Origin of the sequence: Nocardia sp. NPDC050412 (genome assembly GCF_044458825.1) — a bacterium.
Taxonomy (GTDB): domain Bacteria; phylum Actinomycetota; class Actinomycetes; order Mycobacteriales; family Mycobacteriaceae; genus Nocardia.
Window position 1 is genome coordinate 246,728 of sequence record NZ_JBITIJ010000006.1, and the last position, 16,302, is coordinate 263,029.

Annotated in this window: 19 protein-coding genes; 13 read left to right on the forward strand and 6 right to left on the reverse strand. The window is 66.1% G+C overall.

Features of this window, described 5'->3' with window-relative positions; translation table 11 throughout:
• The first annotated feature begins 36 nt into the window (after positions 1-36).
• On the forward strand, positions 37-765 hold the full coding sequence (locus ACIBI6_RS18845; protein WP_396957214.1) for a helix-turn-helix domain-containing protein: 729 nt from the start codon (positions 37-39) through the stop codon (positions 763-765).
• 141 nt (positions 766-906) lie between these two features.
• On the opposite strand, the gene ACIBI6_RS18850 is transcribed toward ACIBI6_RS18845, so the two are convergent.
• Entirely contained in the window at positions 907-2,364 is a 1,458-nt protein-coding gene (locus tag ACIBI6_RS18850) for an MFS transporter (RefSeq protein WP_396957215.1), read from the reverse strand.
• Positions 2,365-2,439: 75 nt separating this feature from the next.
• Here ACIBI6_RS18850 and ACIBI6_RS18855 point away from each other — a divergent pair, with 75 nt between their 5' ends.
• Positions 2,440-2,922 (forward strand): MarR family winged helix-turn-helix transcriptional regulator, encoded by a 483-nt coding sequence (locus tag ACIBI6_RS18855; RefSeq protein WP_396957216.1) that lies wholly within the window; start codon positions 2,440-2,442, stop codon positions 2,920-2,922.
• Between the two features lie 43 nt (positions 2,923-2,965).
• Complete coding sequence (locus ACIBI6_RS18860) at positions 2,966-3,586, forward strand: hypothetical protein (RefSeq protein WP_364344526.1); 621 nt, start codon at positions 2,966-2,968, stop codon at positions 3,584-3,586.
• Here ACIBI6_RS18860 and ACIBI6_RS18865 read toward each other — a convergent pair.
• Entirely contained in the window at positions 3,496-4,407 is a 912-nt protein-coding gene (locus tag ACIBI6_RS18865) for an AraC family transcriptional regulator (protein ID WP_396957217.1), read from the reverse strand. The two genes, ACIBI6_RS18860 and ACIBI6_RS18865, sit on opposite strands and share 91 nt — an antisense overlap.
• A 62-nt stretch (positions 4,408-4,469) precedes the next feature.
• On the opposite strand from ACIBI6_RS18865, the gene ACIBI6_RS18870 reads away from it, so the two are divergent.
• The 4 genes from ACIBI6_RS18870 (at position 4,470) to ACIBI6_RS18885 (ending at position 8,922) form a co-directional block, all read left to right on the forward strand.
• Positions 4,470-5,360, forward strand: coding sequence for a DMT family transporter (locus ACIBI6_RS18870; RefSeq protein WP_396957218.1), 891 nt, complete (start codon positions 4,470-4,472; stop codon positions 5,358-5,360).
• A gap of 64 nt (positions 5,361-5,424) precedes the next feature.
• Positions 5,425-5,988, forward strand: coding sequence for a hypothetical protein (locus tag ACIBI6_RS18875; protein WP_396957219.1), 564 nt, complete (start codon positions 5,425-5,427; stop codon positions 5,986-5,988).
• Positions 5,985-6,743 (forward strand): hypothetical protein, encoded by a 759-nt coding sequence (locus tag ACIBI6_RS18880; RefSeq protein WP_396957220.1) that lies wholly within the window; start codon positions 5,985-5,987, stop codon positions 6,741-6,743. Before ACIBI6_RS18875 ends, ACIBI6_RS18880 begins: the two co-directional genes overlap by 4 nt.
• Before the next feature lie 172 nt (positions 6,744-6,915).
• A complete protein-coding gene (locus tag ACIBI6_RS18885) occupies positions 6,916-8,922 on the forward strand; it encodes a protein kinase (RefSeq protein ID WP_396957221.1) in 2,007 nt (668 codons plus the stop codon).
• Between the two features lie 76 nt (positions 8,923-8,998).
• Here the strand turns inward: ACIBI6_RS18885 and ACIBI6_RS18890 are convergent, their stop codons facing one another.
• Positions 8,999-9,223, reverse strand: a complete 225-nt coding sequence (locus ACIBI6_RS18890) for a hypothetical protein (protein WP_364344544.1) — start codon at positions 9,221-9,223, stop codon at positions 8,999-9,001.
• 190 nt (positions 9,224-9,413) lie between these two features.
• On the opposite strand from ACIBI6_RS18890, the gene ACIBI6_RS18895 reads away from it, so the two are divergent.
• The 3 genes from ACIBI6_RS18895 to ACIBI6_RS18905 all read left to right on the forward strand — a co-directional run bounded on the left by ACIBI6_RS18895 (position 9,414) and on the right by ACIBI6_RS18905 (position 10,840).
• On the forward strand, positions 9,414-9,545 hold the full coding sequence (locus ACIBI6_RS18895; RefSeq protein ID WP_396957222.1) for a hypothetical protein: 132 nt from the start codon (positions 9,414-9,416) through the stop codon (positions 9,543-9,545).
• Positions 9,546-9,706: 161 nt separating this feature from the next.
• Positions 9,707-10,195 carry a nitroreductase family deazaflavin-dependent oxidoreductase gene (locus tag ACIBI6_RS18900; RefSeq protein ID WP_364344550.1) on the forward strand — a complete coding sequence of 163 codons (489 nt, stop codon included), beginning with the start codon at positions 9,707-9,709 and terminating at the stop codon, positions 10,193-10,195.
• A gap of 336 nt (positions 10,196-10,531) precedes the next feature.
• The gene (locus ACIBI6_RS18905; RefSeq protein ID WP_396957223.1) at positions 10,532-10,840 is read left to right on the forward strand and encodes a hypothetical protein; all 309 of its coding nucleotides are present in this window, start codon (positions 10,532-10,534) and stop codon (positions 10,838-10,840) included.
• 60 nt (positions 10,841-10,900) lie between these two features.
• On the opposite strand, the gene ACIBI6_RS18910 is transcribed toward ACIBI6_RS18905, so the two are convergent.
• Entirely contained in the window at positions 10,901-11,626 is a 726-nt protein-coding gene (locus ACIBI6_RS18910) for an SDR family NAD(P)-dependent oxidoreductase (RefSeq protein ID WP_396957224.1), read from the reverse strand.
• Between the two features lie 48 nt (positions 11,627-11,674).
• Between ACIBI6_RS18910 and ACIBI6_RS18915 the strand changes: the two genes are divergently transcribed.
• Together ACIBI6_RS18915 and ACIBI6_RS18920 are read left to right on the forward strand one after the other, a co-directional pair.
• Positions 11,675-12,568 (forward strand): LysR family transcriptional regulator, encoded by an 894-nt coding sequence (locus tag ACIBI6_RS18915; RefSeq protein ID WP_364357927.1) that lies wholly within the window; start codon positions 11,675-11,677, stop codon positions 12,566-12,568.
• Positions 12,569-12,577: 9 nt separating this feature from the next.
• The gene (locus ACIBI6_RS18920) at positions 12,578-12,802 is read left to right on the forward strand and encodes a GNAT family N-acetyltransferase (RefSeq protein WP_396957356.1); all 225 of its coding nucleotides are present in this window, start codon (positions 12,578-12,580) and stop codon (positions 12,800-12,802) included.
• Between the two features lie 219 nt (positions 12,803-13,021).
• Here ACIBI6_RS18920 and ACIBI6_RS18925 read toward each other — a convergent pair whose 3' ends face one another.
• Positions 13,022-13,978, reverse strand: coding sequence for an SDR family NAD(P)-dependent oxidoreductase (locus ACIBI6_RS18925; protein WP_364357929.1), 957 nt, complete (start codon positions 13,976-13,978; stop codon positions 13,022-13,024).
• A gap of 93 nt (positions 13,979-14,071) precedes the next feature.
• Here ACIBI6_RS18925 and ACIBI6_RS18930 point away from each other — a divergent pair, with 93 nt between their 5' ends.
• Complete coding sequence (locus tag ACIBI6_RS18930; RefSeq protein WP_396957225.1) at positions 14,072-14,926, forward strand: helix-turn-helix transcriptional regulator; 855 nt, start codon at positions 14,072-14,074, stop codon at positions 14,924-14,926.
• 223 nt (positions 14,927-15,149) lie between these two features.
• On the opposite strand, the gene ychF is transcribed toward ACIBI6_RS18930, so the two are convergent.
• On the reverse strand, positions 15,150-16,229 hold the full coding sequence (gene ychF / locus ACIBI6_RS18935) for a redox-regulated ATPase YchF (RefSeq protein ID WP_396957226.1): 1,080 nt from the start codon (positions 16,227-16,229) through the stop codon (positions 15,150-15,152).
• Between the last annotated feature and the right edge of the window lie 73 nt (positions 16,230-16,302).

A 16,302-nucleotide genomic window follows, 5' to 3' on the forward strand; every position in this document is an offset into this window, starting at 1 on the left:
GCTCTTGATCCCGAGGGAATCAGGAGGCATATCACCATGGCGGACACCCGCCCTTCGATCGCCCGCTATCTGCGCGAGCGCCGTGCAGCAGCCGGGCTCACGCACGCCGCGATGGCCGTGGCCACCGGATTCCCGCAGTCGGTGATCGAGGATTTCGAACAGGGCGTGGTCGCGCCCACCTCGGCAACGCTGGGCCGGTTGTTCGATGCGCTGGGTGTACCGGTGTTCTTCCGCGACCACATCGTGAGCCTCACGCAGGCGAGCCAGTTTCCGGATACCTACGGTCCCGTGCCGAGCGTGCCGCTGCCCACCGATCTGCGCACTTTGCGCAGCATCGCCCAGCCCGCCTGGTTCCAGATCGTGCCTACCTTCGATCTGGTCGCGGCGAACTCCGCTTATCTGCGGCTATTTCCCGGGCTCGAGCCCGGCGACAATATCCTCGAGTGGACGATGCTGAATCCGGACGCCAGACAAGCCGTGCACGAGTGGCACAAGGAAGCGCATCTGATGGTGTACGCGCTGCGGATGATGGCACCGGGCCTGGTGCCGCAGGAGCGGTTGGACAAGATCATCTCTGCCTGCCGGTCGGCGCCGGAGTGGGAGCAACTGTGGCTCACCGATGTGGCACCGGCTGATATCGCCCGGCCATGGATCCACGTGCGCGATCCGGCACGCCGCGAACCGCGCCGAATGATCTTGAACGTCTTCATGTCCGAATTCTCGCGGCGGCCGTGGTGGATGTACACGCTGGTGCCGATCGACTGATCCGCCTCGGCGGCCGGCTCGTCACCCAGGTGGCCATTCAACGGCCCGAATGCGTGGCCGGTCAGGTGCTCGATCCGGCCATCGAACGACGACGGGGCCGATCCTCGCCATTGCGGATCGGCCCCGTCGTCGTTCGAATGATCAGGCGTGCCCGGCCTTGTCGGCGGCATCGGCTGCCTTGCGCATCGGAATCACCAGCGTGAGCACGATGGCGACCAGGGCCGCGGCCGTGGCGATCAGGAATGTGGTGTGGAAGCCGTCGCGCGAGGGCAGCACGTGCGGGCCGAGTTGCATCGTCATATGGGCGAGCACGACGCTCATCACCGCCGCCGAGGTCGAGGTGCCGATCGAGCGCATCAGCGAATTGAGGCCGTTGGCCGCGGCGGTCTCGGTGAGCGGCACCGCGCCCATGATCAGCGCGGGCATCGCGGCATAGGCCAGACCGACACCACCCGCGACGATCATCGCCGCGATCATGAGCTCCCAGACGCTGTTCATCAACACCACGGCACACAGATAACCGACCGCGATCACCGCCGAACCGAGCGCCAGCGTGACCTTCGGGCCGCGGGCCGCCGACAGCCGCGCCGAGACCGGCGACAGCAGAATCATGACGAATCCCGTTGGGGCCAGCGCCAATCCGGCATTGACCATGGACAGCCCGAACCCGTATCCGGTCTGTTCCGGCGCCATCATCAGCTGCGGGAAGGTCAGCGACATGCCGTAGAGCGCGAATCCGACCGCGATGGAAGCGAAGTTGGTGAACAGCACCCGCGGCCGCGCCGAAACCCGCAGGTCGACCAGCGGCGAGCGCTGCTTCAGTTCGAAGAAGCCCCAGATGAGGAATACCACTACCGACAGTGCGAACAGGCCGAGCGTGCTCGCACTGCCCCAGCCCCAGTCCGCGCCCTTGGTAATCGGAATCAGCAAGGCCAACAATGCAATCGACAGACCGACCGCACCACCGAAATCGAAACGAGCGGGCGTGCGCACCGGAGACTCCGGTACAAAGACGAAAACCAGTGCGGCACAGACGACACCGAGCCCGCCCGCGGTCCAGAACAGCATGTGCCAGTCCGCATTCTGCGCGATCGCCGCCGCCAGCGGCAGACCGAGCGCACCACCGACACCGAGCGTGGCACTCATGATCGCCATCGCGGAACCCACCTTCTCGGCGGGCAATTCGTCACGCATGATGCTGATGCCGAGCGGGATCGCGCCGACCGCCGCGCCCTGCAGCGAGCGCCCGATGATTTCGGGAACCAGCGAGGAGAACAGCGCGCACACCACCGAGCCGGCGACCAGCAACACCAGATTGGCGAACAGCACCCGGCGTTTGCCGAACATATCGCCGAGTCGGCCACTGATCGGGGTTGCCACGGCACCGGCCAGCAGGGTCGCGGTGATCACCCAGGACGCATTGGACGCCGAGGTGTCCAGCAGCGTCGGCAGGGTGGGAATGATCGGAATGACCAGCGTCTGCATCAGCGAGACGACGACACCGACCATGCCGAGGGTCGCGATGAGCAGACCGGATGTGGGGCGGCGCGCAGCGTCGTCCTCGGTGACGGTCGAAGACACGTCGGCGGCAACAGACATGAATATGTACGGTACATATCTTATGTATCGTGCACAATTTGCAATCGGCGTGATTCAGCCGACATAGTGTGGGCCATGTCCGAATCAGGTCCCGAGGATGACGATGCGCTCACCCGCCTCGTCTTCGAGCTGACCCTACTCTCCCGACACTTCCCGGCCTCGCTGCTGCGCCGGCCCGGATTCCAGCTCGACCGATCGGCGTATTTGATCCTCACCAGACTGGAAATGGACGCTCCCCTGAGCCTGCGCGAGCTGTCGGAGGCCTTCCAGCTCGATATCTCCACCATCAACCGGCAGGTCGCCGCGATGCTGAAGCAGGGACTGGTCGAGCGCGTTCCCGATCCGGACGGCGGTATTGCCCGCAAGATCCGCGCCAGCGCCAAGGGCCTGGAATTGGTGGCCGCCGATCGCGAGCAGAGTCAGGAGGGCATCGGCGCGGTCGTCGCCGACTGGACCGCCGCCGACATCACGCAAATGAGCGGGCTCATCTCCCGGTTCAATATGTCGATAGAGCATCTCGAAGAGAACCCGTGGCCGCGCCCGCCCGCCGCCCACTAGGGCGAGTGGCGCGGCGCCCGCGACGTCGGGCAATATCGCTGCGGTGAGGTTCGGGTACGGGGTGGTCGCGGCGTCGCTGTTCGTGACGTCGCCGCTCGCCGTCGGCTGCGGACTCGATACCGAGGCCGATGAATGGAACGGCTGGACGGTGACGGTGTACTACACCGCCGTCGAGTCCTATCACTCCGGCCCACTCGAAACCGTGCGCGGCTGTAGCGATCTCGAATGTACCGATGCCAGTGTTGAAATCGGCTCGCTACCAGAGGATTTCGTCGATGTGGTGCGCGATGAGGGCACCGGCCGGATCACCAGCGGCGAGCACGCGGGTCAATACCTGAATTGGTCCTACGATGTCGGTTTCTGGCTCGACACCGAACCGAGGGACACCCGAGGCGAGGCGCTGCATCCCTTCGAGAGTGCCGCGGCAGATGGCATCGAACCGGGAACTCGGTTGCGGCTCACCGGTTGTGGAGCAGCGGGGCCCGAGAGCGTATGCGGCAAATTCACTGCCGCGACTTGGACGATCGGCGACGAATTCACGCCGGGACTCGGCGGCCCACGGCATCTGGACCTCTACATCGGTGAGGAAGATTCCGAAAGTTTCACCGAGGGACCGGATTTCGTGACATTCACCGGTGCGACGCTCGAACCCGTCGAGCCCTGACCCGCTTCGAAATACACGCCGGGGGTAATGCCGTAGCAGCGCCGGAACCAGCGGGTCAGATGAGCTTGATCGGCGAATCCGGCTTCGATCGCCGCCTGACTGATCGGTCGCCCCGCGACGATCAATCTGCGAGCCGTGCGTAGGCGCAGCAGCCGTTGGTAATCGCTCGGCGCCAGACCGTAATTGGCGCGGAAGGCGCGATACAGCGCGAATCTGCTGCATTCGGCGGCCTCGGCCAGATCGTCCATGGAGATGGGATCGAGATGGCGATCGTGCAGCACGGCGCGGACCCGTCGCGCGATATCGGCTACCGAACTGGCCTGCACCACAGCGGTTCTCGTCGGCGTTCGGGTGCCGCGCTGCACCAGTGCCGCGACCGAGGCGGCCAATGCCTCGTCGGCGGCGAGTTCGGTCGCGGGGCCGATCAGACTCGCACAAAGCTTGCGCAGCGCCGATAAAAGCACCGGATCGCGGAGCACCGGGTCGGCGAACAATGGCAGACCGATCGGGCGGCCCGCACGGTCGGAAAGCAGATCGGTGATCAACTCCGATCCGATATGCGCGATCCAGTAGGTGAATCCGAGTTCGGTCGTGCTGTGGCCGTCGTGTGGCTCGTCCGGATTGAATGCCATCACCATGCCCGCGGCACTGGTGCGCGTGGCGCCGCGGCAGTCGAAGGTCTGTGCGCCGAATTCGGTCAGTCCGAACGAATACGTCTCGTGACTGTGCAGGTCGTAGACGTGCCGTTCGAAATGCGCGTGCATGACCTCAACCGAGCGGTCCGCCATTCGCCGGTAGTCGACCCATTCACGCTCGGTCACCTGTCCATTGTCGCCGCACCAGCGTTCAATACTCGGGCGCGACCCCCGCCGATGATCGAGCTGTGCGTATCCGATTGCTATTGATACTGGTCATGGCGTTGTGGGGCAGTGCGTTCGCCTCCTCGAAACTTGCGGTGAACGAGGTGCCGCACGCGGTCGCCGGATTTCTGCGGTTCCTGATCGGCACGGTTGTGCTGCTCATCGTGCTGCGGGCGCCGCGGCTACCCGCCCCGGATGCCGCTCGCGCGGCAGGGATCGGGCTGGTCGGCGTATTCGGCTACAACTTTCTGTTCTTTCTCGGGCTTGCCCTGGCTCCCGCCGCGGACGGCAGCGTGATTGTTCCGATGGCGGCACCTATTTTCACGGTCGCCGTGACGGCATTGCTCGGCCGCACTCGGTTGTCGCGCATCCGAATGGTCGGGCTGACCGTGGCCGTTGCCGGCGCGGGCGTGTTCATTCTCGGCATCCCCGAGACCGGCTCCCATCGACTGCTCGGCGATCTCGTCTTCCTCGCGGCGGCGGCCTGCTGGGCTGGTTACACGATGCTCGGAGCGCCACTGTTGTCTCGGTTGTCCGCCCCGACCGTCACCGTGTACGCCACCGCCGCGGGCACACTCGCGCTCGGACTCATCGCCGCTCCCGAACTCTCCGACGTTCGGTGGTCGGAGCTGGACTTCGGATTCTGGCTCAATCAGGCCTATCTGGGTGCGCTGCCCACCGCCCTCGCATATGTCCTCTACTACCGCGCGGTGAGTCAGATCGGTCCGGCGACCGCCTCCGCGGCCATGTTTTTGGTGCCCGCCTTCGGCCTCAGCTGTGCGTGGATGTTGCTCGGGGAGTCCATCTCACCGACGCAGACGCTCGGCGCCGCACTCATGTTCATCGGTGCCTGGCTGAACACTCGCAGCGAAGCACCACTGCCCGCTCCAGAGCCAGTTGACGTGCGTTCCTGAGGTTTGGATGGCCGCTGGCGAGGCATTACGTGGACGACACGACCGTCTGGGCTAGGAGGATCGGGTGTCTTCTGCAGTAATAGCAATAGTGGTCGTCGTGGTGGTGGTGCTGGTCGCGGCCGGGTTGATGGTCGCGGCTTGGCCGATGCTGCGGCAAAGGCGACTGCGCAAGAAGTTCGGGCCCGAATACGACCGGACCATGCAAGAGCTGGACAGCCGTAAGGCCACTGACCGTGAGCTGAGCGGACGGGAGCGGCGCCACGCCGAACTCGATATACGGGAGCTGTCCGAGCAGGAAAAACAGCGGTATCGCACCGAGTGGGCGCAGATGCAGGAACGCTTCGTCGACGCTCCGGCGGATGCGGTAACGGCGGCCGATGTGCTTGTCGCCGACATCATGGCCGAGCGCGGCTATCCCACCGAAGGGTATGACCAGCAACTGGCCGATCTGTCCGTCGAGCACGCGGCGACGGTGGGCCACTATCGCGCCGCACACGAGATCGCGGTCCGGCGCTCCGATACCCGAATCTCCACCGAGGACATGCGTTTCGCGGTGGTGCAGTACCGCGAGTTGTTCGAGGACCTGCTCGGCGGCGCGCCGGAGGACAGGAAGGATGCAAAGCGATGAGCACGGAGCAGGAGCGGCGGCGGAATCTGGAAGCCGAAGTACCGGAGGGGGTTTCGCCTACCGCGACACGGACCGGCACCGAGACCGATTCGGCTGCGTCGTATGGGCCGGCACCGATATCGGAAGCTGAGGCGAGTGGGGGCGGCGATACCTCGGCGGTCAGCGGGGCTGAGGGCAAGGGCGCGGCGGCGGGTGAGGGCGCGGCCGCAAGCGAGCGCACGCCGGCGGGCGAAAGCGCGGCCACGAACGAGCGCACGGCCACAGGTGAGGGCACCGCCACAGACAGGGGCACCACCACAGACCAGCACACGGGCGCGGGTGGGAGCACCGCGGCAGGCACAGACGCGGCCACAGACCAGCGCGAAGCCGCGGGCAGGAGCGAAGCCGCGGGCAGGAGCACGGCCGCAGAGCAACGCACAGCGGCAGACCAACGCGCGGCAGCAGGCGGGAGCGCTGCCACAGGGCCACAGGAGATCGGCGATCAGCCGCTCATCGATGCTGCCGATGTTGAGCGCTTGCGCACCGCATGGCGGCAGGTGCAGGGCAGTTTCGTGGACAACCCCCACGATGCGGTGACGCAGGCCGACGATCTGGTCATGGCGACGGTTCAGCAGTTGTCCGCCACACTGGCCGAGCGCAAGCAGTCGCTGGAACGGCTGTGGTCGCGCGAGGAGGACGGCGACACCGAGGATCTGCGACTGGCGCTGCGCAGCTACCGCGCCTTCTTCGACCAGTTGGTCGGCAGCGGGAAGTAGCGCGGTTCCCCGCGGCGTTGCCGAAATCGCGGGCGTCAGCCCGGGCGCGCGACACCGCCTGGCCCAATCTGCGCGACAACATCCTCGCCGGACTGGACCGTCTCATCTCCACTGGATGATGGATGTGAAACACCTATGTCGCATGGGCGCGGCAATACCATAGGCTTGCGCCGTGATTTCCGAGCGTGCAGTGGTCGACGGGCGTTTCGAGTTGCTCGAGCCGCTCGGCAGCGGCGGTATGGGGACGGTGTGGCGCGCATATGACCTCGCGCTGCATCGCGAGGTCGCGCTCAAAGAAGTGCGGGCTGAGACGGATGGCGCAGGCTCGCCCGGCGTGCACCGCGAGCGGGTGTTGCGGGAGGCCAGGGCGCTGGCCCGGATCGGTCATCCGAATGTCGTCGCCATCCACCACATCGTGGATTCGCCCGAAGTCGCACATCCGTGGATCGTCATGGAACTGGTTCGCGGACAAAGTCTCGCCGATCACCTGGCAGGTGGGCCGATGCCGCCGTTGCAAGCGGTGCTCCTCGGCCGTGGCATCCTCGCCGCCCTCCGTGCCGCACATCAAGTCGGTGTACTGCACCGCGACATCAAACCCGCGAATGTGCTACTGCGCGAAGACGGTTCACCGGTCCTGACCGATTTCGGTATCGCCGCCATCAACGGCATGAACGGTTTGACCTCCACCGGCAGCGTGGTCGGCTCGCTGGATTATGTTGCGCCGGAACGGCTCAGCGGCCAGGAGGGACACACCGCCTCCGACCTTTGGTCGTTCGGTTTGCTGCTGTACTTCGCGGTGGAGGGGTTTCACCCGATGCGGCGGGAGTCCACAGTGGCCACACTTGCTGCCGTCATCAGAGGGGAGGTGCCGCCGCCGCAGCGGGCTGGGGTGTTGACCGCGGTTTTGACGGCACTGTTGGTGCCTGATCCGGATCGTCGGCCGAGTGCCGAGCAGGTGGATCTGATGCTTGCGCAGGCGATTGGGTTCGGCGGTGCGCCGGGGGTGTTCGGTGGGGCGGGTGCGAGGAGTGGGCCGGGAGTTCTTGGTGAACCCGATGCAGGCAGGGGTCCAGGGGCTATTGATGGACCGGGGGCGGGCAGTGGCCCGCAGGCTTTTGCCGGGCAGAGTGGGTTTGGCGGGCAGAGTGCGGCCGGCGCGCCGGCCGGATCCAACCCCCTAGGCGCGGCCCATGCCGCCGTCAGCCCACCAGCCTATGGCCCTGGCGGCTTCAGCACTCCCAGCGCATTCGACACCCCCGGTGCGGGAAATGCGCGCGGCGGATCCGAAACGCCAAGCGCGCCCAACACGCCTGGCGGATTCAGCACGCCAGACGCGGGCAACGCATCAGGCGCATTCAGCGCACGCGGAGCGGCCGACACACCCTATGCACCGGGCGGATTCAATTCGCGAGGCGCGGGCAATGCCCCCGGTGCCTTCAATTCGCCCGGCTCAGTTGACGAGTTGCACGGCCCCAGCGGCATGGCACCCGCCACGTACCCCCATGGCTTCACGAATCCCCCTGCACGCAAACCACTCTCACGCGGGATCGTCGCCGGCTTCGCGGCCGCCGCAGTCATCGTTGCCGTCGTCGCCACGATCACGATAGTGGTCCTGCGCCCCGATTCGACCGGCAACCAGGCCAATCCGAGCAATCCCCCCACGACCGGTGAATTCCCCGCCACAAGCCGAGCCGCATTCCCGACGTCCGGAGCACCCGTAACCGGCAAAGCCGTCGACCTCCTGACCCCGACCGGCATCCGGCAGGCCATAGCCGCGCTCGAAAAGGTCTCCGGCAGCCAAGAATTCAACGAAGCAACGTTCTATCCGACCTATGCCAACGTCGGCGCACCGGTCAAAAACAAACCCGACCTCTACGACCTGTTCGTCTATCGCGACGGAACAGCCACCCGAAAGGGCGCGGGCGGCCCGCTCTCGGACAAGGCCACCGTAAAGCTGAGCTCGATCAACTGGGACATCCTCCCCGACCTATTCCGGACCGCCGACGAAAGCCTCGGTATACCCACCCCCACCCTGCGCTACGTAATCGTCGACCCAGCCTGGACCTTCAACAACGACCAGCCAACCGTCATGGTCTACCTGACCGACGACTACGGCGGCGCCTACCTAGCCGCCAACACCGACGGCACCGTAGTAACCAAATACCCCAGAGGCCGCTGACCCCATCACCTTTCGCCCGCACCGACACGAAACCCCCTGCACCTGACTCGAATCAGGTGCAACAGCGGATTTACAATCAAATATTCGTACCGGGAATCACGCACCGCCCGTCGGGCCCAATATTCCCGATGATCATCCCATCCGACAACGTACAAAAGCTGCCGATCTGAACGCACTCCCGATGCGTATTCATGACCATCTGATCCCCACAAGGCATCCCAGGATCATCCGGATCAGCCTGCGCACTCACCGGAAACAGCACCGCAGCTGCAGCAGCAATAAATAGCGAAATACGAAACATGATCAATCCTCCGAACCATGACGGATCGCGCACGCACTCTACAATTCAGACCGTCCGATCCTCGACATTTCGCATCGAACAAAATCCGTCCCCGACCAGGTCGATCCTACTCCGGCACTCCCAATCGCTCACACATACGAACGCCACCGCACATATCCCATGCTCCAAAAATTCAGTCGGTCGTAAGACCGTGGTCGGAGTCGGCGCGGCGGGGTCCGCCGTCGGTGTCGGGTTGGTCGCCGACCGGGACGACGCTCCCGCCGCGTACCGGACCCACACCACCGAACTCGTCCTGCACCGGCCACCGCTCGGCGTCAACTGACTACCGCGCTACCCCGCGGAGCTGAGTGCTGGGGCACCCCGGGTGCTGAGGTAAGTGCGAAGTTCCGCGCCGCGGACGCGCCGAGGTCATCGCGATCGCTTGACCATACACATAGGACTAGATGTATTGTCAAGCTACCTCAGCCGGATCGAAGGAAAACTATGACCCCTCCACGCCCCAAACAACTCGACTCCCCCGTATTGCCGAAGATCTTCAAATACACAGGTAAAGCCCAAGTTTGGGTCTACCAACGCACCGGTGGACGCGTCGGCGGAAAATGGCGCATCGGTGCCGGATTCCGCAAGCCGGTCCCGACTCTGCTGCTCGAACATCGAGGCCGGAAATCCGGGAGCACATACACCACGCCGCTGCTCTACATCACCGATCGCGCCGACACGGTTATCGTCGCGTCCCAGGGCGGCCTCGCCAAACACCCGCAGTGGTACCACAACCTTTGTGCCGCCCCCGAGACCCACATCCAGATCGGCCGCGAACGCCATGCTGTGCGCGCAGTAACCGCCGACTCGGACCAACGCGCGCGCCTATGGCCGAAGCTGGTCGACGCCTACGCCGACTTCGACACCTACCAAGCATGGACCGAACGCGAAATCCCGGTCGTCATACTCCAACCCCGCACCGCGCACGACTGACCCCCTACTGTGCGGCGCAGTGCCGAAGTCGGTCACAATCGAGCAATGCCAGGCAGGGTGAACGCTATCGGCCCGGAATTCGACTGGGATCAGGACGTCGCGGTGAAGCCGGCAAATGTCGAGCCGCAGGAATGGCCGCCCGCAGCCCCAGCATGATGGCGCTGCACCGGGCGCAGCCGCGCAGCCTCGATGCTCCGTATTCGCGCCAGCTGCATCCTCGTTCGGTGCGGTGGCCAGAATGCTTGCGCGACAGGCCACTTCCGCGGCAATGCTCCGTAGGCGACTACGCTCACCGCAATATCGGCATGGGTGACGTGATCAACGAGGGAAGGCGTAATGGAGGATCTCGCCGCGCGATTCGAGGAGCTGGGTCGCCTGGTACCGATCCCCCACCCATGGGACATAACGGAATACATCGCGCGGGTGGCAGAGTACCGGGGACGGCCGATCACGTTGTGCCCGATCGACATCGGCGCACTCTCGGGCAACGGATGCGGCACCGGAAGTGGCCTGTGGATTGCCCGGGAAAGCGACGACGTGATCATGTACGGAGCCGACTCCGAATGGCATGCCGATCACATCATCGCCCACGAGATCGGACTCGCCGCCGCCCTCGCCGAAAACCTGGGGCGGTTGGTGAGGTGAACCCGGACGTGCGGTATGCGGGGTTCACTCGCAGTGGCACGGGGTCCTCCTGTGAGTCTGTCACCAGGGCACTGTTCCAGCGTCGGAAAAGAATCCGCCGGTCGGTCCGTCGTCGGGCAAGGTGGCGAGGTGAATCGCGATCGCCGCGCCCTGTTGGGGGGTTCGGACGCCGCGGAAGCCGTTGAGGTCGGTGGCGGTGAAACCGGGGCAGCCGGCGTTGATCAGGATGTTGGTGTCGCCCAGTTCCTTGACGTATTGGACGGTGACTGCGTTCAGGAAGGTCTTCGATGCCGCGTACGCAGCGCAAATCGGGCCCGTGACGGTGCCGGGCGTGGTCTGCAGCGTGAGAGAGCCGACGCTGCTGGACATGTTCACGATCCTCGGTGCTGCCGAACCGCGCAACATGGGCAGCATCGCGTTGGTGACACGGATGACCCCGATCACGTTGGTTTCCACGGCAGCTCGCACGGTCGCGGGATCGACCAAGGTGGGTTCCTGTGGCATGCCGCCGGTGATCGCGGCGTTGTTGACCAGGACGTCGAGCCCCCCGGCGCGGTCGGCGATCAGATCGGCCGCGGCGGCCACGCTCGCGTCGTCGGTCACATCGAGCGGAACGCCGAATGCATCGGTCCCAGCCGCGCGTAATTTCTCCACCGCCGTGTCGCGGCGTTGTCCATCGCGCGCGCCCACACCGATTCGCCAGCCGAGGGCGCCTAGACCCGCCGCGATCTCGTATCCGATTCCCTTGTTCGCACCGGTCACCAGCGCGATTGTCTGTTCACTCATACCGTCGATCCTGGTTCGGTCTCGGGTGGTGCGTCCAACACCAGCTGGGTGGCCGCTCATACCGCACGGGTATTGGTGGCGGTGAGCGCCGGATACGATGACATGGTGGAGACGCGGGAGTTGCGATACTTCGTCGCCGTCGCGGAGGAGTTGCATTTCGGGCGAGCGGCACAGCGACTCGCCATGGCGCAACCACCGCTATCACGGGCGATCCAACAGCTCGAGCGGCGGCTTGGCGTGGTTCTGCTGCACCGCACCACTCGCTCAATCGCCCTGACCGAGGCCGGGTCGGTGCTTTTGCGGGAGGCCCGCGCCGCGCTCGACGCGGTCGAAGCCGCGGAGCGGCGCACCCGCCGCGCCGCCGATCGGCCCGGTGTGGTGCTGGCCACGAAGGCCGGAGCGTCCAGCGAACTGCTATCGAAGCTGCTGGACGCCTACGCTGCCGAACCGGGCGCTGTCACCGTCGAGGTGATGCTGTGTGGGCCCGGCGAGCAGGAGGGACTGCTGCGCGACGGCCGTGCCGACGTCGCCCTGCTCCACCGGCCCTTCGACACGACCGCAGGATTCGACACCGAGGATCTGCACACCGAACAGCAGGTCTTGGTCCTGCCCGCGGGCCACCCCCTCGCCTACCGGCCCCACATGTCGTTAGCCGAGGTCTCTGCCCTGACGGATCTGCCCCTGCCGCGCTGGCCCCGACGGGACGGGAGCTATCCCGACGGCCCTGGCCCGCAGGTTCGCAACCACACCCAACTGGCCCAACTGATCGCGCTCGGACGAACCTGCGCAATCATGCCCGAGTCGGTCCGAACCCAGCTACGCGACGATCACGCGATCGTGCCGGTGCCGGACGCACCAGCGGTCACGACCGTCATCGCCTGGCCACCACACAGCAGATCCAAAGCCGTCGCCGACCTCGTCCGCACCGCGATACGTCTCTAGCCGACACCGCTGCGACACCGTGGTTCCTCGGCCGCCTTGTGCCGATTTGTGATCGGGCGGGCGAAGGAACACCGGTTCGCAGGCATACAGTTCAACGCGGTGGCAGAGCGCAACCACCGGGCGGTTGACCTCTACCAGCGTCTGGGGTTCGAGATCACGGGAACCGTGCCTGATGCGTTTCGCCACCCCACGCTGGGGAGAGTCAGCCCGCACGTCATGTACTGCGAGTTCTAGGCATCGGCAGCGGATAAGGCCGGTATCGTCCCGGACCGATTCTATCGGTGGTCAACACACCCTCGTAACCGCATACCGCGCTGACCGAACCGGCCAGCATGGGCGCGGCCGACAGCGAAACCGACTGCGCCCCAACACATCCTCTTCCGCCGAGTTCAAGGGGGCAACTGACGCACAGAACGTCTTTCTATGCCGCTGATCGTGTGTCGGGCTCGCCGGTCATATCTTTGTGTCCGGGGTAGGCGACGTGCCTGCGCGTTCCAACAGCTCGGCGGTCGCCTCCCACAGGCGCCGCTCCCGGCCGCGGTCGTGGGCCACTGGCTGAACCTCGGTCAGCTTGGTCTTCACGACGAACGCGCCGTCACGCAGGTGTGCCCACCGCTTGTCGAGGGCCATCGCGGCCAGCAGCGGCCCCGAGCGCTGCGGCGTCGAGACCCCGGGAATCCGCCCCAGGGCGCGGCTCATCGCCTGGAACGCCGCGGGGGCGCCGCGACCCAGCGCGGTGCCGGGCATCCAGCCCGGCTCGAACACGGACACGTTGATCCCCGGGCCGGCCTGACGCTGCAACTCGTGGGCGTAATAGAGGATCGCGAGCTTGGCGTTGGAGTAGGCGATGCCGGAGGCCTCCATGCCCGGGGTTCGCTCACCACCGGCCGGGCGGGCGAGCTCGACGGGGTCGGTCCACTCGGCCTCGGCCACGTGTAGCAGCTTGCGCCAGAAGTTGGCGTGGTAGGTGTTCGAGCCGACCAGCACGACCCGCGCCGGGGCGGTGAACGAGATGAGCAGGTCGCCGATGAGCTGTGCGTGGGCGAGGTGGTTGACGGCGAAAGTCAGCTCGTAGCCGTCGGCCGAGACCCGCCGGGTGTCGGCCGACATGGTGCCGGCGTTGGCAACCAGCGCGCGCAGCGGACGGACGGCACCGTGGGCGAGGAGGCCGTGAGCGGTAGCCGCGGCGGCACGGACCTCCGCCAGGCTCGCCAGGTCGCAGCCGATCTCGTGGACGCGCGCCCCAAGGGCACGAGCCTCGTCGGCGACCGCGGTCAGGTCACGCCCGGCGCGGCCGACGAGCAGCAGGTCGGGTCGCTGCCCGTCCGGGCGGTCGGCCATGGCCAGCACGGCGTGGCGGCCCAGGTTGCGCGTGGGGCCGGTGATGAGGACGGTTCCGGGTTCGGTCATGGCTCCAGCCTGCGAGCGCGAGCGGGTCGCAGCCAGTCGTCCGGTTTTCGTAGGACCGTCAGGACCAGGACAACCGGTGCAGACTCGTCCAGAATGGACCGCGTGGAAGCGTGGGAGTTCGGCCGGACGGTGCGTCGCTGGCGCGACCGGGTGGCACCCGAGGCCGTCGGTGTCTCGGCAGGCCGGCGGCGCCGGGCCAACGGGTTGCGCCGCGAAGAACTGGCCGCGCTCGCCGGCATCTCGGCCGACTACCTGACCCGCCTCGAGCAGGGACGCGCGACCGCGCCGTCGACGCAGGTCGTGGAGTCGCTGGCCCGCGCGCTGCGCCTGGCCGACACCGAACGTGACCTGCTATACCGGCTGGCCGGGTACGCCGCGCCCGGCCCGGACGTCGTGCCGTCGCGGGTCACCCCCAGTGTGCAGCGGCTGCTCGACCGGCTGTCGCACACGCCGGTGGTGGTCTACGACGCCACTTGGACGCTCGTGCTTGCCAATGCGCCGTACCACGCGCTCATGGGCGACACGACCACCTGGCGCGGGCTGGAACGCAACGCCGTCTGGCGCAACCTCACCCGGCTGCCCTCGCGGGTCGTGCACACCCCGCGCGAACAGGCCGAACACGAAGCCCGGCTCGTGGCCGACCTGCGCCTGACCGCGTCGCGCTACCCCGCCGACCGCGCGCTGCGGCGCCTGGTCGCCGACCTGGCCGGCGGTAGCGCGCGGTTCGCCGAACTCTGGGAAGTCGAAGCCCCGCCGTCCCTGGCCGCCCCATCCCGGCGCAAGACCATCGACCACCCGGCGGTCGGTCGGATCGCCCTCGACTGCGACACACTGCTCGTTGCCTTGGACGACCTGCGTATCAGCGTCTACACCGCCGAGCCCGGCACCGAGGACGCCGACCGCCTGGCGCTCGCCGCCGTCCTCGGCACCCAGTCGCTACAGCTCTGAGCGCAAATGTTCGGAAGTGTCGGGTGAGACGCCGTCGGGCGTCCGGCCGGGTTTCTACCCAACGTCCGCTCGTAGCCGCATACCGCGACGACCGAACCGCCCAGCGTGCGGTGCCAGAGAAAACGACTGAGCCCCCACCCCGACACCGGATGGGGGCTCAGCAGAGTCTCTACCAGCAGCAGCGATACACGCGCCGCCCTACTTCTTCACAGAAGCTGAAACGCTATACGTTGAAACGGAACTCGACTACGTCGCCGTCGGTCATGACGTAGTCCTTACCTTCCATGCGGACCCTGCCTGCGGCCTTGGCGGCGGCCATGGAGCCGGCGGCGATGAGGTCGTCGTAGGCGACTACTTCGGCCTTGATGAAGCCTCGTTCGAAGTCGGTGTGGATTACGCCGGCGGCCTTGGGGGCGGTGTCGCCTTGGTGGATTGTCCAGGCGCGGGCCTCTTTTGGACCTGCGGTGAGGTAAGTCTGCAGGCCCAGGGTGTGGAAGCCGGTGCGGGCCAAGGCGTGCAGGCCGGGCTCGGATTGGCCGATGGATTCGAGCAGTTCCAGGGCGGATTCGTCGTCGAGTTCGAGGAGTTCGGCTTCCACTTTGGCATCGAGGAAGACCGAATCCGCCGGTGCGACAGCGGCTTTCAGTTCGGCGACCTTGGCCTCGTCGGTGAGCACGGACTCGTCGGCGTTGAACACGTAGAGGAACGGCTTGGTGGTGAGCAGCGAAAGTTCTTTCAGCAGTTCGCCATCCAGTTGGGCGCGGGCGGAGAAGAGGGTTTTGCCGCTGTCGAGAACTTCCTGGGCGGCCTTGGCCGCGTCGAGCAGCGGCTTGCGGTCCTTTTTGACCTTGGCTTCCTTCTCCAGCCGCGGGATCGCCTTTTCCAGCGTCTGCATATCGGCGATGATCAGCTCGGTTTCGATCACCTCGATATCGGCGAGCGGATCGACGCGCCCGTCGACGTGCACCACATCATCGTCGGCGAAGACTCGCACCACCTGGCAGATGGCATCGGCTTCACGGATGTTGGCAAGGAATTTGTTGCCGAGTCCGGCGCCCTCGGAAGCGCCCTTCACGATGCCCGCGATGTCGACGAACGACACCGTGGCGGGCAGGATGCGCTGGGAGCCGAAGATCTCGGCCAGCTTGTCCAGTCGCGGGTCGGGCAGCGCAACCACCCCGACGTTCGGCTCGATGGTCGCGAACGGATAGTTCGCGGCAAGCACGTCGTTCTTGGTCAGCGCATTGAACAGCGTCGACTTTCCGACGTTGGGCAGGCCGACGATTCCGAGGGTGAGACTCACGAGAGAGAGAGTCTACGCGGCAAGAAGTAGAGCTTCGGCAGCGGCCGAGCGAGCCGCCCACATTGCCGTAGCG